Origin of the sequence: Paracoccus sp. SSK6, assembly GCF_039770665.1 — a bacterium.
Lineage (GTDB): Bacteria > Pseudomonadota > Alphaproteobacteria > Rhodobacterales > Rhodobacteraceae > Paracoccus.
Map to the genome: position 1 here is coordinate 1 of NZ_JBDPNJ010000018.1, position 19725 is coordinate 19725.

The following is a 19725-nucleotide window of genomic DNA, read 5'->3' on the forward strand; positions in this document are numbered from 1 at the left end:
AATGCCCCACAGAATGGGGGGGATCGCCGAAGAACGCTCCTCCGCTACCACTTTCCTTGGAAAGAATCACAAGCGCCCTTTCGGGGCGCTTTTGTTTTTCGCACCCATCACATTCGCGGCAGGGTCGCATTTTTGCAACAGTTATTGCAGTCTGTGCAAGGTTTCTATGGAATTGCCCGTCTTCGGCCATATCTAAGCCTCACAAGACGAAGAAGGAGACTACCCATGAAATTCGTTGCCCTTACGGTTGCTGCCTCGCTGGCCGCTTCGGCTTCTTTCGCAGGCGGCTATGTCGCCCCCGTGGTCGAGACCGCCCCCGTCGTGGCCCCCGTTGTCCCGGTCGAGGCTGGCACCGACTGGACCGGGTTCTATGCCGGTCTTCAGTACGGCCAGGGCAATGCCGAACTGTCCGACGACTCGTTTGACAGGGATTATGACGCCTATGGTCTCCACGCGGGTTACCTGTTCGACTTCGGCAAGATGATTGCCGGCGCCGAACTGGACTACAACAAGGTTGACCTGGACGAGAACGACGGCGACGGCGATCTGTGGCGCCTGCGGGGCCGTGTCGGTTATGACATGGGCAAGTTCCAGCCCTATGCGACCCTGGGCGCTGCCCGCATCTCGACCAATGATGCCGCTGACGACATTTCGGAAACCGGGATCACCTATGGCCTGGGCGCCGAATACCTTGTCACCGACAAGTTCTCGGTCGGCGCGGAATACAGCCGCAACGATTTCTCGGATGTCGTGGTTGACGGGCTGGATCTGGACACCGACCTGGTGCAGGTCCGCGCGTCCTATCGCTTCTAAGACACCGATCCAGAACCGAAACGCGGCCCCGATGGGCCGCGTTTTTCGTTGTCAGTCGTCCACCACGCTGAGGATCTGCGGCAGCGCGGGGCAGGGCAGCAGCTGGTTCCGGGCCACGTCGGCCAGCGAATGGTTGTGCAGGAAGACATAGACATGCGCCGACAGGCTTTCCCACAGCCGGTTCGACAGGGTCTGCGCCCGCGACCCCGACACGCCCCCCGATGCGCCGGCGCCCACATGCATGGCGCTGACGGTTTCGTCCACGGCCTCCAGGATCTCGGCGATGCGGATCGTTTCGGGGGCGCGGGCCAGCCTGTAGCCGCCGCCGGGGCCGCGCACGGAGGCGACAAGGCTCGCGCGGCGCAGCCGGACGAACAACTGTTCCAGATAGGGCAGCGAGATGTCCTGGCGCGCCGAAATCTCGGCCAGCGAGGTCAGGTCGTTGCCCTTGGCGGTGGCCAGATCGACAAGGGCGATGATCGCGTAGCGACCCTTGGTGGACAGTTTCATCGGCTGGCTCCTTCCATTCAGGCCGCGTCGGTTGACGACGCGCGCACTGCCGCGCTATGCCGCCAGGGTTCGTTTCTTGCGCAACCCGCACCGGCATCCCAGATAGCGGTCTAAAAGCGCCGCGCAGGTGCGTCAAGAAACCCGTAGCTTCGAAGGAAGACGATGCCAGAGTTGATTTTCCCCGGCCCCGAAGGGCGGCTCGAGGGCCGCTATCACCCGCAACCGGGCAAGCCCGACGCCCCCCTTGCCATCGTCCTGCACCCGCATCCCCAATACGGCGGGACGATGAACAACCGCGTCGTCTATAACCTGCACTATGCCTTCCACAAGCTGGGCTTCACCGTGATGCGGTTCAACTTCCGGGGCGTGGGGCGCAGCCAGGGCGAATTCGACCAGGGCATCGGAGAGCTGTCGGACGCGGCCTCTGCGCTGGACTACCTGCAGGCGATGAACCCCAACAGCAAGCATTGCTGGGTCGCGGGCTTCAGCTTCGGTGCCTGGATCGGGATGCAACTGTTGATGCGCCGCCCGGAGATCACCGGCTTCGTCAGCGTGGCCCCGCCCGCCAACATGTACGACTTCAGCTTCCTGGCGCCTTGCCCGTCGTCTGGTCTGATCGTGAACGGCACGGCCGACCGCGTGGCCCCGCCCAAGGACACCAACGCCCTTGTCGGCAAGCTGCGCGAGCAGAAGGGCATCACCATCACCCACAAGGAAATTGAGGGCGCCGACCACTTCTTCCGCGATGATGAGTTGCACATGAAGCCGATGATCGACCTGGTCCAGGGCTATGTGCGTCAGCGGTTGACCGAAACCACTCGATAAGCCCGGATGTCGGACCGCATCGCCCGCCAGTTCGCCTTTCTGGCCGAGGCCGACCGGCTGAAATCGGTGGACCGGGCGAATGTGCTGCTGGATCTGTCCCGGCCGGAAAACAGCGCCGAACACAGCTGGCACGTCGCACTGCAGGCGATGGTCTTCGGCGCCTCGGACTGGGCGATCCGCATGCTGCTGGTCCATGACCTGGTGGAAATCGACACGGGCGACCAGCCGATCCACCTGGATCATGACGCGGATGCCTTGGCGCGTTCCGAACTGCAGGCCGCCGACCGCATCTTCGGCCTGTCCCCCGACCGCGATGCCCTGATGGATCTGTGGCTGGAGTTCGAGGCGGGCGCATCCCCTGATGCGGTCATGGCCCGGCGGATGGACCACAGCCAGCCCTTGTTCCAGGTGCTGCTGGCCCCGCAGCCCTTGGCCGATCACGTTGCCATCGTCCGGGACAACATGACCGGCGGGCGGGCCGCGCGGCTTGACGCCGAATGGCCCGAGGCGATGGCATGGGCGCGGGCCGTGCTGGCGGGCGATGTGCCCCCCGACAGCGACCTTGCCCGCCGCCTGCGCTTCCTGGCCGAGGCCGACGCGCTGAAATCGGTCTTTCGCGCCAACCTGCTGATCGACGGATCGCGGCGGGAAAACAGCGCCGAGCATAGCTGGCATCTGGCCCTTTACGCCCTGGCCTTCGCCGGTCTGGCAGGACCGGGGGTGGATCCCGACCGCGTCATCAGGATGCTGCTGATCCACGATCTGGTGGAAATCGACGTGGGCGACGTGCCGCTGCATTCCGCCGCAGGCCAGGCGCATGGCTCGGCCGAGATCCAGGCGGCCGAGGCCGCCGCCGCCGCGCGCATCTTCGGCCTGCTGCCCCCGGATCAGGGTGCCGACCTTCTGTCGCTGTGGCAGGAGTTCGAGGCCGCTGCCACCCCTGATGCCGTCTTTGCCAAGTCGCTGGACCGCTGCCAGCCGGTGATCCAGAACCTGCGGTCGGGCGGGGCGGGCTGGGTCGATTACGGGGTGACCTTTGACGACATCGAGGCCCGCGTGGGCCGCAAGATCACCCTGGGCGCGCCTGCCCTGTGGCACTGGCTGCGCGCCGAGGTGCAGGCCTTCTTCGCCTGATCAGCTTGCCAGGGCCTTGCCGTTGGCCGCGTGCCGCGAGGCCAGTTGCCGCGCCTTCTTGCCCGCGACAAAGGGGCGCGCACCGGGAAAGACCCCGCCCGCGTCGCGCAGCTGCGGGAACAGTGTGAAGATCTCCTCGGCGGCATCGCCAAGCGCCAGCAGAGCCTGGGGTCCGGGATAGAGCGATTCGCTTTCCGCCCCGTTCGACAGGACGACCTCGTGCGCGTCGAACATCAGGTGGACATAGGTGACGCCATCGGCACCGGCCAGGATGTCGATTCCCTCGACCTCGGTCAGGTGCTTGGCGGCGATCAGCAGTTCCCGCGCCCCGAACATCCGGGCGGCGATGGCCGACCTGACCAGGACGCGATGCTGCTGGGATACCAGCAGATCCTGGGCGGGCACGCCCCGGCCAAGCGCCCCCGCCGCGATGCGCACCGGGGCAAGGGCGGGATTGGCCGCGATCTCGGCCCCGGTGACATGGCGGCTGCCCACCCAGCGGACGGGCTGCAATCCGTTGTCGCGGGTCATCACCAGATCGCCGGGCCGGATCTCCTGAACCGGCCTTTCCCCGGAGGCGGTGGCGATCAGCGTGCCGCTGCCAAAGCAGGTGATCGGCAGGTCGTGGATCGTCGGCTTGAACGAGACGACCGCGACATAGGTGTTCTGGGGCATCGGATCCGCCGACAGGATCTTGACCGCCCGCAGTTCCTTGATCCCGTCCCATTGCGGCAAGGCGTCCTTGGAGGGGCGGAAGAACATGTCGCCGTTCTTCATCTGGATCAACACGCCCGTCTGTTCCGCGGTGCCGCCATTTGGGAAGGTCAGTTGATAGCGGACCGACAGAAAGCCGGTGATCGTGGTGCTGACCGTCTGCCCCGTCTGCGGCGAGGCATAGGTCATCCGCGAATCTGCGACATCGCGCCCATAGGGATCGGTGTTGTAGCTTGTCGCGAAAACCTCGGCCCGATGCCCATCCACGGTGATCATGCGCGTGTCTCCGCGAAGCGTCACGGCTTTCATCTGCGCGGTGCCGGAGGCATTGTATCCGGCTATCCGATCAGCCTCGGCAGCGGTGGACGGCGATCCACTGGTTGCATTGACCTGCGCCGCGTTGCCAAGCCACATCCAATCGACCGAAGCCGTCATTTTAGCACCACAATAATCGTTACATCACGGGATCACCCTTAGCGGATCGGCATGAAAAATAAACGTTCTGATTACATAGACTTTTCGCAAAACTTGCGGATGTTGCCGGCAAGACCCGCCTCTGCACAGACTGCATACCGCTGCATACAATCTTTCCTTTGCCGTGCTTCCCGGCTATAGCGGCACGCGACCCATCAACGCCGAAAGGGACTGCCCATGTCTAAGATCAAGGTCGCCAACCCCGTCGTGGAGCTTGACGGCGATGAAATGACCCGGATCATCTGGGACTTCATCAAGCAGAAGCTGATCCTGCCCTATCTGGACGTGGATCTGAAATACTATGACCTGGGCATCGAGGAGCGCGACCGCACCAACGACCAGATCACCATCGACGCGGCCAACGCCATCAAGCAATACGGCGTCGGCGTCAAATGCGCGACCATCACCCCCGACGAACAGCGGGTCGAGGAATTCGGCCTGAAGAAGATGTGGAAATCGCCCAACGGCACCATCCGCAACATCCTGGGCGGCGTGATCTTCCGCGAGCCGATCATCTGCCAGAACGTGCCGCGCCTGGTGCCGCACTGGACCAAGCCCGTGATCGTCGGCCGCCACGCCTTCGGGGACCAGTACAAGGCCACCGATTTCCGCTTCCCCGGCAAGGGCAAGCTGACCATCCGCTTCGTCGGCGAGGATGGCGAGACCATCGAGCACGAGGTCTTCCAGGCCCCGTCGTCCGGCGTGGCGATGGCCATGTACAACCTGGACGAATCGATCCGCGATTTTGCCCGCGCGTCCTTCAATTATGGTCTGCAGCGCGGCTATCCGGTTTATCTTTCCACCAAGAACACCATCCTGAAAGCCTATGACGGCCGCTTCAAGGATCTGTTCCAGGAGGTCTTCGACGCCGAGTTCGAAGGCGAGTTCAAGAAGGCGGGCATCACCTATGAGCACCGCCTGATCGACGACATGGTGGCATCGAACCTGAAATGGTCGGGCGGTTATGTCTGGGCCTGCAAGAACTATGACGGCGACGTGCAGTCCGACACCGTGGCCCAAGGCTTCGGCAGCCTGGGCCTGATGACCAGCGTGCTGATGACGCCCGATGGAAAGACGGTCGAGGCCGAGGCCGCCCACGGCACCGTGACGCGCCATTACCGTGAACACCAGAAGGGCAACCAGACCTCGACCAACTCGATCGCGTCGATCTTTGCCTGGACGGGCGGGCTGAAGCACCGCGCGAAACTGGACGACAACGCGGCGCTGCTGAACTTTGCGCAGACGCTGGAAAAGGTCACGGTGCAGGCGGTCGAGGACGGGTACATGACCAAGGATCTGGCGCTGCTGGTCGGGCCGGACCAGAAATGGCTGACCACCATGGGCTATCTGGAAAAGGTGGACGAATACCTGAACAAGGCGCTGAACTGACAAAAGGGGGCCGGGCAAATGCCCGGCCCTTTGCCTGAAGGGGAAGCAATGGCCGGGAACTGGATTTTCTGGGCGGTCCTGTCCGCCGTCTTCGCCGCGCTGACGGCGATCTTCGGCAAGGTGGGCGTGACGGGTGTGGGCGCCGATTTCGCCACCTTCATCCGAACGGTCGTCATCATCGCGGCACTGACCCTGATCCTGACCGCGCGCCGCGAATGGCAGGGACTGGACGGGATCTCCGGGCGGAGCTGGCTGTTTCTGGTGCTGTCGGGGCTGGCGACGGGCGCAAGCTGGATCTGCTATTATCGCGCCCTGAAGCTGGGCGATGCCGCGCGCGTCGCGCCCATCGACAAGCTGAGCGTGGTGCTGGTGGCGATCTTCGGCGTGGCCTTCCTGGGCGAACGGCTGAGCGCCGTGAACTGGGGCGGCGTGGCACTGATCGCCGCAGGTGCGGTCATGGTCGCCTGGCGCTGAGGCGTTTGCGGCTTAACAGGCAGGCGCATTTGCGCTATAGCCTGCCGGCATCTTGCCGGAGCCATGCCATGAAAGCCGCCGTCATCACCTTCCCCGGATCGAACTGCGACCGCGACCTGGCGGTGGCGCTGGAACAGGCGGGCGCGCAGGTGACGCGCGTCTGGCACAAGGACGACGCGCTGCCCGAAGGCACCGACCTGGTGGCGGTGCCGGGCGGCTTTTCCTTTGGCGACTACCTGCGCTGCGGGGCCATTGCCGCGCAGTCGCCGATCGCCGGCGCGCTGCGCCGCCATGCCAATCGGGGCGGCTATGTCCTGGGCATCTGCAACGGCTTCCAGGTCCTGACCGAACTGGGCCTGCTGCCCGGCGCCCTGATGCGCAACACGGGGCTGACCTTCCTGTGCAGGGCCGCCGTCCTGAACGTCGTGACGACGGACAGCGACTTCACCGCAGGCTATGCGCAGGACCAGCAGATCACCATTCCGGTCGCCCATCACGACGGCAACTACCAGATCACGCCCGAAGGTCTGGCCGCGCTGCGGGACGGGGACCGCATCGCCTTTACCTATGCGCCGGCGATCAACGGATCGGTGGGCGACATCGCGGGCGTCCTGTCCGAAAACCGCCGTGTGCTGGGCATGATGCCTCATCCCGAACGCGCGGCCGATCCGGCGCTTGGCGGCACCGACGGGGCGGCGCTGTTCCGCGCGCTTGTGAACGGAGTTGTCAACGCCTGACTTGAGCACCGGGGCGTCTGCGCCTAGAGTGCGGCAGTTGTGCAACATGGCCGGGCTTCATAGGTGATCGAGGAAAGCGAGTCAGAGCGTATCCGGCCCCGGCTGGCGCAGCCCGGCAATTCATGGTGGCTGCGCATCGCCGTGGCGCTGATCTTCGGCGTGGCCATTGCCTCGATCTGGACGACCAATGCCTGGCTGACGACGCGGTTTTCCGAAAACACCCGCGTCCGGTCGGAACTGCGGCTGGCGCTTTATACCGGCAACCTGCTGTCGGAACTGCAGCGCACGGCGGTGGTGCCGCTGCTGCTGGCGCGCGATCCGGCGCTGATCGGATCACTGAACAGCAACGATTTTTCCACCACTTCGGCCCGCCTGATCGCCGCGCAAAAGGAAATCGGCGCGGCCTCGATCCGGCTCCTGGATGCCTCGGGGCGGACGGTCGGATCGACGGATCGCTATCAACTGGGCACGAACAACGTCCTGTCGCCCTTCTATGTCGAGGCGCTGCGGTCCAGCGACACGGTCTTCACGGTGACCAACCATGGCAGCGGCGCCTATGAATTCACCTATTCCCGCGCGGTGATCGCCGATGGCAGGACGCTGGGCGTGATCGTCGTGGGCGCCGACCTGTCGCGGCTGGAACGGTCCTGGGCGGGCATTTCCGACGCCGTGGCCGTCACCGACAGCGGCGGCACCATCATCCTGGCGACGGAACCCCGCTGGCGCGGCCTGACCATGCCCGAGGCCCTGGCGGTCCGCGACGCTCCGTCTGCCATCCAGCGGGCCTTCCAGGTCACCGCCGACTGGACTGCGATGCCCATCGACGCCTATGTCCAGGGCCGCGCCGTCATGCAGGCCGAGGCGCGCATCCCCTTTCGCGGCTGGCGGATGACCAGCTTCACCACCTATGCGTCGGTGCGCGAACAGGTGAACGCGGTCCTGGCGCTGGAGATCATGGGATTCGCGATCCTGCTGGCCGGGGCCTTCTATGTCCTGTCGCGCCGGGCGCGCAGCCAGTCGGTCGCCTATATGCGCGAATCGGCCGACCTGCGGGCGCTGAACCTGCGCCTGACGCGAGAGATCGCCGAACGCGAGCGGATGCAGAAGGAGTTGCGCGTCGCCGAACAGACCGTGCAGCAAAGCTCCAAGCTGGCAGCTTTGGGCGAGATGTCCGCAGGCGTCAGCCACGAGTTGAACCAGCCGCTGGCCGCGATGAAGACCTATCTGGCGGGCGCGCGGCTGCTGTTGCAACGCGGCCGGGCCGAAGAGGCCTTGTCCAGCTTCCAGCGGATCGACGACCTGATCGAGCGCATGGGCGCGATCACCCGGCAACTGAAATCCTATGCCCGCAAGGGCGGCGAGGCGGTGGAACCCGTGGACCTGCGCGCCGCCGTCAGCAGCGCGCTCACCATGATGGAGCCGCAGTTGCGGTCCCGCACGATCCGCGTCATCCGCAACCTGCCGCGCGGCACGGTGATGGTGATGGCCGATCGCATCCGGCTGGAACAGGTCATCATCAACCTTCTGCGCAACGCCGTCGATGCCGTGCGCGACAAGCGTGATGCCCGGATCGAGATCACGGTGGAAACCGGCGCCCATGCCCATGTGCTGGTGCGCGACAACGGGCCGGGGATCTCGGATCTGGAAAACCTGTTCGAGCCCTTCTGGACAACCAAGAAACCGGGCGAGGGGACGGGGCTTGGCCTTGCCATATCCTCGTCCATCGTGGCCGATTTCGGCGGTCGCCTGACCGCCCATAACGAAGATCAGGGCGGCGCTGTCTTTGCCGTGGAACTGCCCCTGCACAAGCCGGGTCAGGCCCAGCAGACGCTGGCCGCCGAATGAAGAAAGGAAGACCCTCATGTCCCGCAAGCTGAAGATCGCCATTGTGGACGACGAACCCGACATGCGGGAATCGATCAGCCAGTGGCTGGTCCTGTCGGGCTTCGACACCGAAACCTATCCCAGCGCCGAGGACGCGCTGAAGGTCATCGGGCCTGACTGGCCCGGCATCGTGGTCAGCGACATCCGCATGCCTGGCATGGACGGGATCGCCTTCCTGAAACGCCTGATGGGGCTGGATTCGGGCCTGCCCGTGATCCTGATCACCGGCCATGGCGACGTGCCCATGGCGGTCGAGGCGATGCGGATCGGCGCCATGGACTTCATGGAAAAGCCCTTCAACCCCGACAAGATGACGGCGCTTGCCAAGAAGGCCACGCAGATGCGCCGCATGACGCTGGACAACCGCGCCCTGCGCCGGGATCTGTCCGAAGGCCAACAGGTGATGTCCAAGCTGATCGGGTCAAGCCCGGTGATGGAACGCCTGCGCGAGGATATCCTGGATCTGGGCCAGGCCGACGGCCATGTCCTGATCGACGGGGAAACGGGAACCGGCAAGACGCTGGTGGCCCATGCCCTGCACGCTGTCGGCCCGCGCGCGTCCAAGAAATTCGTGCCCGTGTCCTGCGCCGCCTATAACGACGAGGCCCTGTCGGCCCGCCTGTTCGGCCCGCTGGAGGACGGCATCCCCGCCGTCGAGGAAGCGCGCGGCGGCACCCTCTGCCTGGAAGACATTGAGGCGCTGTCCGAACCCTTGCAGGCGCGCCTTCTGGCCTTCATCAGCGACCAGGGCACGCCCGCCGAAACCCGCATCATCGCCATCTCCAACGCGCGCGGCGAGGGCCGCCGGGCCGAGGATTCGCTGCGTCCCGACCTGTTCTATCGCCTGACGGCGCTGAAGATCACCCTGCCGCCGCTGCGCGCGCGGGGCGAGGATATCCTGTCGCTGTTCACCCGCATGACCGAACAGTTCTCCGAGGAATACGGCTGCGAACCCCCGCAGGTCAGCGCCCAGGAAGCCGCGCAACTGCTGCAGGCGCCCTGGCCCGGCAATATCCGTCAGCTGATCAACGTGGCCGAACGCGCCGTGCTGCAGAACCGGCGCGGCTCGGGGTCCATCGCGTCCCTGCTGATGGCGGACGGCGAGGACAACCAGCAGGCCACCACGACCGAGGGCAAGCCGCTGAAGGAATATGTCGAAAGCTTCGAGAAGATGCTGATCGACAACACCATGCGCCGCCACAAGGGCAGCATCGCCAGCGTGATGGAGGAATTGTGCCTGCCGCGCCGGACGCTGAACGAAAAGATGGCCAAATACGGGTTGCAGCGCGGCGACTATCTTTGAACGAAACAGGGGGCGGATTTCTCCGCCCCCGATGCTTTCGGGCCAATACAAGAAACAAAACTGAAAACTGGGCCCATGCTTGCCGATCAAGAAAGCGATCGGTCAGACCAGCGGATCGTCAACACTCACACTCTGCCAGGCAATCCGTCCGCGGGTTTTCGACCCGAACCGCAGGGGATGCCAAGCCACACACACCTTCGGACCCGCCATTCTGGTCCATCCCCGCCTCCCGTTCTGGAAGGCGACCGGAAAGGCTTGCCCCACCGAATGGACGCAACAGAACGTCGGGATATTCGTTGACAAAATCCAGCGTCATGTCTGTCCCTTCGGCTGCGCGGGGCCGATCCTTTCCTGCGCAGCCCGATCTTCTTGACTGCCTGGTCAACTTACCTGCGGGTCAGCGGTTGCTCAACCTGTCCATTTGGACAATAAGACCAAATTTTTCTCTAATATTCTGATTTAATATGGTTTTTCTGAATGCTGCAGGCTCCCGCCGCAGCGCGCGTTGCATGTTTTTCAATTGCAACGGGAACCTGCCTGCCGCCGTTCCCCGCCGATCTGAACCGCGCCCGTCCTTGGCCCTTGCGCCAGCGATCCTGGGGCGCTAACCCCCTTGCGTCAAGCGGAGGCATCGACATGAGCGACAGTTCGGCCAAGGGGCTTCACCCGCGCACGCAAGCCGTCCATCACGGCATCCGCCGCAGCCAGTATGGCGAGATGGCCGAGGCGCTCTTCCTGACCCAGGGCTTCGTCTATGACAGCGCCGAACAGGCCGAGGCGCGGTTCAAGGGCACGGGCCCCGACGAATTCATCTATGCCCGTTACGGCAACCCCACCAGCCGCATGTTCGAGGACCGCATCGCCGCGCTGGAAGGGACCGAGGATGCCTTCGCCACGGCCAGCGGCATGGCCGCCGTGAACGGCGCGCTGTTTTCCATGTGCAAGCCGGGCGACCACATCGTCGCTGCCCGCGCGCTGTTCGGATCCTGCCTTTATGTGCTGGACCTGCTGAAGAAATTCGGGGTCGAGGTCAGCTATGTCGATGGCACCGACATCGACCAGTGGCGCGGGGCCCTGCGTCCCGGCACCAAGGCCGCCTTCTTCGAGACCATGTCGAACCCCATGCTTGAGGTGATCGACATCGCCGCCGTCGCCGATCTGGCCCACAAGGCGGGCGCCATGGTGGTGGCCGACAATGTCTTTGCCACGCCGGTCTTTTCCCGTGCCGTCGAACTGGGCGCCGATGTGGTGGTCTATTCCGCGACCAAGCATATCGACGGGGGCGGCCGGGCGCTTGCGGGCGTCATCTGCGGCACCCGCCAGTTCGTGCGAGAGGTCGCCGAACCCTATCTGAAGCACACCGGCGGCGCGATCAGCCCCTTCCACAGCTGGATCATGCTGAACGGGCTGACCACCATGGATCTGCGGGTTCGCGCCCAGGCCGACAGCGCGTTGAAGATCGCGCAATCGCTGCAGGGCCATCCCGCGCTGTCGCGCGTGATCTATCCGGGCCTTGCCGATCATCCCCAGCACGATCTGGCGATGCGCCAGATGGGATCGGGCGGCACGATGATCTCGCTGGAGGTCGCGGCCGGGAAAGAGGCTGCCTTTGTCGCGCTGGACCGGCTGGAAATCGTCAGGATCTCGAACAACCTGGGCGACGCGAAATCCATCGTCACCCATCCCGCCACGACCACCCATCAGCGCCTGTCGGAGGAGGATCGCGCCTATCTGGGCATCACGCCCGGCTTGCTGCGCCTGTCGGTGGGGCTGGAGGATGCGGGGGATCTGATCGGCGATCTGCACCAGGCCCTGGCCGCCTGAATCGTCCGGGGTCGCGAAAGCGGCCCGTCCCGCCCGATTTGTTCTTTGGATTCCGGTGCCCGGCCCCCATATTGGGCCGCGATCCCACAAAGGATGTCGCCATGACCGAAGCCCGCCCGATGATCCCCGCCTATCCGGCCCTTGTGCGCAGCTATGACGCAGGCTTCCGCGTGGACGAAGCCTACAGGGCGGGGCTGCCCGACCTGCAGAATGGCCCGGCCAGCCTGATCGTGGGCGCGCGCGCCCCGATCCAGCATGTCGGGATCTCGAACTTCCGCCTGCCGATCCGCTATCAAAGGCGGGACGGCGGGGAAATCACCCTGGAGACCAGCGTGACCGGCACCGTCAGCCTGGAGGCCGACCGCAAGGGCATCAACATGTCCCGGATCATGCGGTCCTTCTACGCCCATTCCGAACACGCCTTCAGCCTCAAGGTGCTGGAAGCCGCGCTTGATGATTACCAGGCCGACCTGGATGCCTATGACGCGCGGATCCAGATGAAGTTTTCCTATCCGATCCGCGTCGATTCGCTGCGGTCGGGCCTGTCGGGCTGGCAGTATTACGACATCGCGATGGAAATCCTGGATTTTCACGGCCAGCGGCTGCGGATCATGCATTTCGACTATGTCTATTCCTCGACCTGTCCCTGTTCGCTGGAACTGTCGGAACATGCGCGCGAAACCCGGTCGCGGCTGGCCACCCCCCATTCGCAGCGATCAATCGCGCGCATATCGGCAGTCATGGCAGGCCCGGACAAAATCTGGTTCGAGGACATGGTGGAACTCTGCCGCCGCGCCGTGCCGACCGAGACGCAGGTGATGGTCAAGCGCGAGGACGAGCAGGCCTTCGCCGAACTCAACGCCGCAAACCCGATCTTTGTCGAGGATGCGGTGCGGGCATTCGCCCAGGAACTGCTTGACGATCCGCGCTTTGGCGATTTCCGGGTTGTCGCCAGCCACCAGGAATCGCTGCATTCGCATGACGCGGTCAGCCTGATGACCAGCGGCCCGACCTTTGCGCAGGCCTCGCTGGACCCGATGACCTTCGCGGGCCTGCGGGCCTAATAGGCCGCGGACCCTGTGCCCTCGGGCAGGGCGCCATAAGGCAGCCAGATCGTCTTGACCTGCGTGGCATGGCGCAGGAAAACCTCGCCCTGCGCTTGCGGGCCACACCAATCCCGATGCGCCGGCGCCCAGACGGGCTTGAGGTTGCCGCCCGCCGCCTTTTCGGCCGCCGCCAGATTGCCGCCGACCATCCACATCGCCGCAACCTCGTCATGCGCGGCGAGGGTCTTTGCCAGATCGTCGCGCGGGCCGGTGACGATATTGACCACGCCGCCCGGCAGATCGGAGGTATCGAAGACCTGATACAGATCCGTCACCGCCAGCGGATCGTCCTGCGCAGCGATGGCGACGACCCGGTTGCCCATGGCGATGGCGGGCATGACCAGCGACATGAAGCCCGCCAAGGGCTGCGCGTTCGGACAGGCGATGCCCATGACGCCGTAAGGTTCGTTGACCACGTTCAGCAGGTGTCCCGGCTTGGCCTGGACATTGGCACCGTCGAACTTGTCGGCCCAGGCGGCATAATGGAAGGCGCGGGCGATGGCCGCCTCGACCTCGGCCGCACTGGTACGGGCGGCGAATTCCTCGGCGCGGGCCGACAGGTTCTCGGCGATGTAATACAGCACCTGCGCGCGGGCATGGCTACCCATCGCTGCCCATTTCCCGGCCTTGGCGGCGGCTTCGACCGCGTTTCGGATGTCCTTGCGGTTGCCCAGGGGCGCAAGGCCCCCCGGCACGGCATAGGACGCCCCGCCATCCGGCCGCTTCTGCGCCCCGCCGATATAGAGCTTGGCCGTGCGATCCAGTCCCGCCGCCTGTCCCACCCCAGTGGTCGCGGCGACCGGGGCTGCGGGGGCGGGTTCATCAGCCGCATCGACCGGTACTTCCTCCAGATAATCCAGCATCCCGACGCGCCCGCCTTCGCGGCCAAAGCCGCTTTCGCGATAGCCGCCAAAGGGCGCGGCCCCGTCGAACAGGTTGGCGCAGTTGATCCAGACCACGCCCGCCTTGATCTTCGCGGCAATATCCGTCGCCACCGCAGCGCTTTCCGACCAGACCGAGGCGGCAAGGCCATAGCGGGTGTTGTTCGCCAGTTCGACCGCCTCATCCGCCGTGCGGAAGGTGGACAGGGTGGCAATAGGCCCGAAGATTTCCTGCTCGAAGCCCGGATTGGCGGGGCTGATGTTGCGCAGGTAGCCGGGCGCGATGAAGCAGCCATCCTGCGCCGCGCCCCCAACCAGTTCCGCCCCTGCATCGACGGCTGCGGCACAGATCGACAGGATCCGGTCCTTCTGGATTGGATCGACGATAGCGCCGACATCGGTGGACTTGTCCAGGGGCGATCCGACCCGCAGCCGCTTCATGCGGGCCGACAGCAGCGTCTCGAACCGATCCGCCACCGCCTCGGCCACCAGGATGCGCGATCCGGCGCAGCAGACCTGGCCCTGGTTGAACCAGATCGAATCCACCACGCCCTCGACCGCCGCATCCAGGTCGGCATCGGGCATGACCAAGAAGGGAGACTTGCCGCCCAGTTCCAGCGTCAGCCGCTTGCCCGTCCCGGCAAGCTGGCCCGCAATCGCGCGTCCCACCTCGGTCGAGCCGGTAAAGGCGATCTTGTCCACCTCGGCTGCGACAAGTGCCGCGCCTGTCTCGCCGTCGCCGGTGACAATGTTGACGACCCCGGCCGGCAAGCCGATTTCCTGGCAGATCTCGGCGAATGCCAGGGCGGTCAGGGGCGTGTATTCGGCGGGCTTCAGCACGACCGTATTGCCAGCCGCAAGCGCTGGCGCGATCTTCCAAGCCAACATCAGCAGCGGAAAGTTCCAGGGGATGATCTGGCCGCAGGCGCCAATGGGGGCATGGCCGGGAAAGGCCGTATCGCGCAGTTCCGCCCAGCCAGCATGGTGGTAGAAATGCCGCGCAACCAGCGGCACGTCGATGTCGCGTGCTTCCCGGATCGGCTTGCCATTGTCCAGCGTCTCCAGCACCGACAGGAAGCGTTCGCGTTTCTGCACATGCCGGGCCAAGGCATAGAGATACCGCGCCCGCTGCGTGCCCGACAGCGCCGCCCATGCGGGCTGCGCCTGCCGCGCCGCTGCGACCGCAGCCGCCACGTCATCGGTCGTGCCTTGCGTGACCTGCGCCAGAATCTCGCCGGTCGCCGGGTCGCGCGTCTCGAACAGCGCACCGGGTTCGGTGAAGGCCCCGCCGATGAAATGCCCGAAGGCCCCCTGCCGCGCCAGCCAGTCGCGCACGGCAGCGCTGTCCTCGACCGAGGGGCCGTATTCCAGTGTTTCCATCAACTCGCTCACGCTGGTCATGCGGTTCCTCAGGCAATCGCTTGGCGATGGGCGGCCCCGTAGCGGCCCGTCACATGGTGGCTGATCTGGCGCTCGATATCGCCCAGCAGGGACGACGCGCCGATGCGGAACAGGTCGGGGCGCAGCCAGTCGCGGCCCAGTTCCTCGGCCATCAGCACCTGCCAGTTCAGCGCGTCCTTGGCGGTGCGCAACCCGCCCGCAGGCTTGAAGCCCACGACATGCCCCGTCTGGTCGCGATAATCGCGGATCGCCCGGCACATGACCAAGGACACGGGCAGGGTGGCGTTCACCCCCTCTTTCCCGGTCGAGGTCTTGATCCAGTCCGCCCCCGCCTGCATCGCCACATGGCTAGCCTTTGCCACATTCTCCAGCGATTTCAGATCGCCCGTTGCCAGGATCGCCTTCATTTTCGCATCGCCGCAAGCCTCGCGCATGGCGCGGAGTTCGTCATAAAGCGCGGTCCAGTCGCCGCGCAGGACATGGGCGCGGGTGATGACGATGTCGATCTCGTCCGCGCCATGCTCGACGGCATAAAGGATCTCGGCAAGCCGCAGGTTGAGGGGCATCAGGCCAGCCGGAAAACCCGTGGCGACGCTGGCGACCGGAATGCCGGAATTGCCAAGGGCGCGTTTCGCGGGCGCGACCATCGTCGGATAGACGCAGACCGCGCCGGTGGTCAGGCCGGTGACACCCATGGCTTCCAGCAACTCGGGCGCGATCGGCTGGCGCGCCTTGGCGCACAGCCGCGCCACGCGGTCGGGCGTGTCGTCGCCCGCAAGCGTCGTCAGATCGATGCAGCGCACCGCGTTCAGCAGCCAGGCCGCCTGGTTATCCTTCTTCAGGCTGCGCCGGGCGGGCAGGGTAGCTGCACGGCGTTCGACGGCGGGGGTGTTGATGCGGATATCCGCGAACCAGTCGGTACGCAGGTCGGTGCCGGGGTTGCGGCTCATGCCTTCCTCCGCCAACGAAGACCGCGCTCCTGGAACTGCGCCCACATCCGCCACAGCAAGGCCAGCAACGCCAGAAGCACGATGCAGACGATGGAGGCCGCCCAGTTGCGCGGCCGTTCGTCCGGCCCCGAAAGCGTATCGATGCTGACGGCATTGGGATAGGTGGAGAGCCACGCCATCCGCCAGCCATAGGCGGTCACGCTGACCCATTGCGGATTGTCGCGGCCCGATTGCAGGTTCGTCGCCTCGGCCTGCAGGTTGGCGCTGTCGTATTTGAAATAGGGCGGCCAGATCCAGCCGGTATCCTCGTTGCGGTAAACGAAGACCTTGCCGTTCGGCCGCACCGTCTCGATGAAGCGCACGTCGCGCTGGCCTGCCGCGTTTTCCACCGTGCCGGTGTTGTCCGAGGCATAGAAGATCGCGTTCGACGCCGTGACCGATGTCAGCCGGTTATAAGTATTGGTGATGCGAACCGTGTTCTTGGACGGCAGCGCATAGTCGAGGAACAAGAACACCACGATGCCGAACAGCACGCCGACCGCGACCTTGAAGTAATGCATGGAAAGCGGTCCTTACTGCCAGTTGATCCAATAGATGATGCCCATGACCGCCAGATTGGGCAGAACGAAGACCAGAAGCAACAGCCGCGATTTCAGCGTCTTGTCAAACCCGATCATGGACCTGCGGACGAACGCGCGCCGCGCGGGGGTGTTCCCCGGCATCAGAGGGTGGCGTTCGTCCCAGATCTCCTCCAGCCGCTCGGTCCGAAGGGATCGCAGGTAGGTCCGCAGCAGCAGATAGAACGCCATCTCGGCGATCAGCAGGAACAGGATCAGGCGGAACAAGGCGGCCAAGAGACGGTCCCAATGCGGTTCTGCGTCAGGCTAGCACCCTGCCGGGCAAGGGGCCAGCGGATCAGAAGGGCACGTCGTCCCCGCCCAGGGGCTGGACATAGGCCGCCTTGATGTTCTTGAAGCCTGCCGCGAACTGGACGGTCAGCGTGTCCTCGGCGATGCCCATGACCGTGCCCTCGCCGAACTTGGCATGGCTCACGCGCTCGCCCACGGTGAACTTGGCCGCAGGCTCCGCGTCGATGATGATGGGCGCGCGGTGGACCGGCGCCTTCCGTTCGCCCGCCCGCGCCTGCATCCGCTTCCATCCGGGCGAGTTGTAGACATCGGCCTTGGCCGCGCGTTCATGCAGCGCGTTGACCGGCCCGCCGGCGGCAAAGGCCATCGCCGCGCCATAGCCGCCGCCGTAGAGGCCGGGCGGGGTCAGCACCTCGACATGCTCGGGCGGCAGTTCGTCCACGAAGCGCGAGGGCATACTGCTTTGCCATTGCCCGTAAAGCCGCCGGTTGCCCGCGAAGCTGATCGTCGCCAGCCGTTCCGCGCGGGTGATGCCGACATAGGCCAGGCGGCGTTCCTCCTCCAAACCCTTGGTGCCGTTCTCGTCCATGGCCCGCTGGCTGGGGAACAGCCCGTCTTCCCATCCCGGCAGGAAGACGATGGGGAATTCCAGCCCCTTGGCGGCATGCAGGGTCATGATGCTGACCTGTTCGGCCGCGTCCCCATCGTCGCGGTCCATGACAAGGGCGACGTGCTCCAGAAATCCTTGGAGGTTGTCGAACTCCTCCAGCGCCTTGACCAGTTCCTTGAGGTTGTCGAGCCGCCCCGGCGCATCGGGCGACTTGTCGTTCTGCCACATGGCGGTATAGCCGGATTCGTCCAGGATCCGCTCCGCCAGTTCGACATGGTTCACGCGGTCGTCGAGCGCATCGGCATGCCAGCGGCCCACGGCCTCGGTGAACTGGCGCATGCTGGCGGCGGCCTTGCCGGACAGATCGCCCGCCGTCAGGGCTGCAACCGTGCCGTCCAGCAGCGACAAGCCACGCGCCCGTGCCATGTGTTGGATCGCCTGCAAGCCCTTTTCGCCCAAGCCGCGCTTGGGGGTGTTCGCGATGCGTTCGAAGGCCAGGTCGTCGGCGGGGCTGACCACCAGCCGGAAATAGGCCATGGCGTCGCGGATTTCGGCGCGTTCATAGAAGCGCGGGCCGCCGATCACGCGATAGGGCAGCCCGATCGACATGAAGCGGTCCTCGAAGGCGCGCATCTGGTGGGATGCGCGGACAAGAATGGCGATGTCGTTCAGGCTGGTGCGGCCTATGGCGTGGCGGTGGCCGCCGTGAAAGGCCTCGATCTCTTCGCCGATCCAGCGGGCCTCGGCCTCGCTGTCCCAATGGCCGATCAGGCGAACCTTCTCGCCCGCCTCGGCCTCGGTCCAGAGCGTCTTGCCCAACCGCCCCTGGTTGGCGGCGATCAGGCCCGACGCGGCGGCGAGGATCTGCGGGGTCGAGCGATAGTTCTGTTCCAGCCGGACCACCTGGGCGCCGGGAAAGTCATGCTCGAACCGCAGGATGTTGCCGACCTCGGCGCCCCGCCAGCCATAGATCGACTGGTCGTCGTCGCCCACGCAGCAGATGTTGCGATGCGCCTGCGCCAGCAGCCGCAGCCACATGTACTGCGCCACGTTGGTGTCCTGGTATTCGTCCACCAGGATATAGCGGAAGCGGTCCTGCCAGCCGCGCAGCACGTCCGGGTGCGCCTGGAACAGCGTCACGCAATGCATCAGCAGGTCGCCGAAATCGACCGCGTTCAGGGCCAGCAGGCGGTCCTGATAAGCCTTGTAGAGCTTGCCGCCCCAGCCGTCGAAGCTGGCGATCTCTCCCTTGGGCAGGCGAGCAGGCGTCAGGCAGCGGTTCTTCCAGCCGTCGATCAGATGGGCCAGCTGCCGGGCGGGCCAGCGTTTCTCATCCAGGTTCTCGGCCTGGATCAATTGCTTCAGCAGCCGGATCTGGTCGTCGGTATCCAGGATGGTGAAGCTGGGCTTCAGGTGCAGCTCGCCATTGCCGATCAGCTCGGCATGGCGGCGCAGGATCTTGACGCTGATCGAGTGGAAGGTGCCCAGCCAGGGCATCCCCTCGACCGTCTCGCCCAGCAGGCGGGCGACGCGGTCCTTCATCTCGCGCGCGGCCTTGTTGGTGAAGGTCACGGCCAGGATCTGGCCGGGCCGCGCCTTGCCCAGCATCAGCAGATGCGCGATCCGCGTGGTCAGCGCCCGCGTCTTGCCGGTGCCCGCGCCCGCCAGCATCAGGACCGGGCCGTCCAGCGTTTCCACAGCGGCACGCTGCGCGGCGTTCAACCCCTCCAGATAAGGGGCAGGGCGCGCGACCATCGCGCGGCGGGACAGGGGAATGCTGTCCCCGTTATCGGAATCGTCCAGAAGCTCCATCCCGCCAACATAGGC

Annotated in this window: 18 protein-coding genes; 10 read left to right on the plus strand and 8 right to left on the minus strand. The window is 65.3% G+C overall.

Going from position 1 to position 19725, the window contains the following annotated elements; all coding sequences use genetic code 11:
- Window positions 1–190: hypothetical protein (locus AAIL68_RS12190; protein WP_347140051.1), on the minus strand; the 190-nt coding region annotated here is incomplete at its 3' end.
- Between the two features lie 35 nt (window positions 191–225).
- On the opposite strand from AAIL68_RS12190, the gene AAIL68_RS12195 reads away from it, so the two are divergent.
- Complete coding sequence (locus tag AAIL68_RS12195; RefSeq protein WP_347140052.1) at window positions 226–813, plus strand: porin family protein; 588 nt, start codon at window positions 226–228, stop codon at window positions 811–813.
- Window positions 814–864: 51 nt separating this feature from the next.
- Here the strand turns inward: AAIL68_RS12195 and AAIL68_RS12200 are convergent, their stop codons facing one another.
- Complete coding sequence (locus AAIL68_RS12200) at window positions 865–1323, minus strand: Rrf2 family transcriptional regulator (RefSeq protein ID WP_347140053.1); 459 nt, start codon at window positions 1321–1323, stop codon at window positions 865–867.
- Between the two features lie 162 nt (window positions 1324–1485).
- On the opposite strand from AAIL68_RS12200, the gene AAIL68_RS12205 reads away from it, so the two are divergent.
- Together AAIL68_RS12205 and AAIL68_RS12210 are read left to right on the plus strand one after the other, a co-directional pair.
- Window positions 1486–2148, plus strand: coding sequence for an alpha/beta hydrolase (locus tag AAIL68_RS12205; protein ID WP_347140054.1), 663 nt, complete (start codon window positions 1486–1488; stop codon window positions 2146–2148).
- Between the two features lie 6 nt (window positions 2149–2154).
- Window positions 2155–3282, plus strand: coding sequence for an HD domain-containing protein (locus AAIL68_RS12210; protein ID WP_347140055.1), 1128 nt, complete (start codon window positions 2155–2157; stop codon window positions 3280–3282).
- On the opposite strand, the gene AAIL68_RS12215 is transcribed toward AAIL68_RS12210, so the two are convergent.
- The gene (locus tag AAIL68_RS12215; protein WP_347140056.1) at window positions 3283–4431 is read right to left on the minus strand and encodes a Hint domain-containing protein; all 1149 of its coding nucleotides are present in this window, start codon (window positions 4429–4431) and stop codon (window positions 3283–3285) included.
- 216 nt (window positions 4432–4647) lie between these two features.
- Between AAIL68_RS12215 and AAIL68_RS12220 the strand changes: the two genes are divergently transcribed.
- From AAIL68_RS12220 to folE2, 7 genes are all read left to right on the plus strand, one after another.
- The gene (locus tag AAIL68_RS12220) at window positions 4648–5859 is read left to right on the plus strand and encodes an NADP-dependent isocitrate dehydrogenase (protein ID WP_347140057.1); all 1212 of its coding nucleotides are present in this window, start codon (window positions 4648–4650) and stop codon (window positions 5857–5859) included.
- 48 nt (window positions 5860–5907) lie between these two features.
- On the plus strand, window positions 5908–6333 hold the full coding sequence (locus tag AAIL68_RS12225; RefSeq protein ID WP_347140058.1) for an EamA family transporter: 426 nt from the start codon (window positions 5908–5910) through the stop codon (window positions 6331–6333).
- Between the two features lie 68 nt (window positions 6334–6401).
- Window positions 6402–7070 carry a phosphoribosylformylglycinamidine synthase subunit PurQ gene (gene purQ, locus AAIL68_RS12230; RefSeq protein ID WP_347140059.1) on the plus strand — a complete coding sequence of 223 codons (669 nt, stop codon included), beginning with the start codon at window positions 6402–6404 and terminating at the stop codon, window positions 7068–7070.
- A 63-nt stretch (window positions 7071–7133) separates the two neighbouring features.
- The gene (locus tag AAIL68_RS12235; protein WP_347140060.1) at window positions 7134–8915 is read left to right on the plus strand and encodes an ATP-binding protein; all 1782 of its coding nucleotides are present in this window, start codon (window positions 7134–7136) and stop codon (window positions 8913–8915) included.
- Between the two features lie 16 nt (window positions 8916–8931).
- A complete protein-coding gene (locus AAIL68_RS12240; RefSeq protein ID WP_347140061.1) occupies window positions 8932–10257 on the plus strand; it encodes a sigma-54 dependent transcriptional regulator in 1326 nt (441 codons plus the stop codon).
- A gap of 636 nt (window positions 10258–10893) precedes the next feature.
- The gene (metZ, locus tag AAIL68_RS12245; RefSeq protein WP_347140062.1) at window positions 10894–12081 is read left to right on the plus strand and encodes an O-succinylhomoserine sulfhydrylase; all 1188 of its coding nucleotides are present in this window, start codon (window positions 10894–10896) and stop codon (window positions 12079–12081) included.
- A 101-nt stretch (window positions 12082–12182) separates the two neighbouring features.
- Window positions 12183–13145, plus strand: coding sequence for a GTP cyclohydrolase FolE2 (gene folE2 / locus AAIL68_RS12250; RefSeq protein ID WP_347140063.1), 963 nt, complete (start codon window positions 12183–12185; stop codon window positions 13143–13145).
- Here the strand turns inward: folE2 and AAIL68_RS12255 are convergent.
- The 5 genes from AAIL68_RS12255 to AAIL68_RS12275 all read right to left on the minus strand — a co-directional run bounded on the left by AAIL68_RS12255 (window position 13142) and on the right by AAIL68_RS12275 (window position 19710).
- Window positions 13142–15469: an aldehyde dehydrogenase family protein gene (locus AAIL68_RS12255; protein WP_347140064.1), complete on the minus strand. Its 2328-nt coding sequence runs from the start codon at window positions 15467–15469 to the stop codon at window positions 13142–13144. The genes folE2 and AAIL68_RS12255 overlap by 4 nt on opposite strands.
- An 8-nt stretch (window positions 15470–15477) precedes the next feature.
- Complete coding sequence (gene deoC / locus AAIL68_RS12260) at window positions 15478–16419, minus strand: deoxyribose-phosphate aldolase (protein WP_347140065.1); 942 nt, start codon at window positions 16417–16419, stop codon at window positions 15478–15480.
- Window positions 16416–16979, minus strand: coding sequence for a DUF1523 family protein (locus AAIL68_RS12265; RefSeq protein ID WP_347140066.1), 564 nt, complete (start codon window positions 16977–16979; stop codon window positions 16416–16418). Before AAIL68_RS12265 ends, deoC begins: the two co-directional genes overlap by 4 nt.
- Window positions 16980–16991: 12 nt before the next feature.
- Complete coding sequence (locus AAIL68_RS12270) at window positions 16992–17264, minus strand: hypothetical protein (protein ID WP_347140067.1); 273 nt, start codon at window positions 17262–17264, stop codon at window positions 16992–16994.
- Between the two features lie 70 nt (window positions 17265–17334).
- Window positions 17335–19710, minus strand: a complete 2376-nt coding sequence (locus AAIL68_RS12275; RefSeq protein ID WP_347140098.1) for a UvrD-helicase domain-containing protein — start codon at window positions 19708–19710, stop codon at window positions 17335–17337.
- Between the last annotated feature and the right edge of the window lie 15 nt (window positions 19711–19725).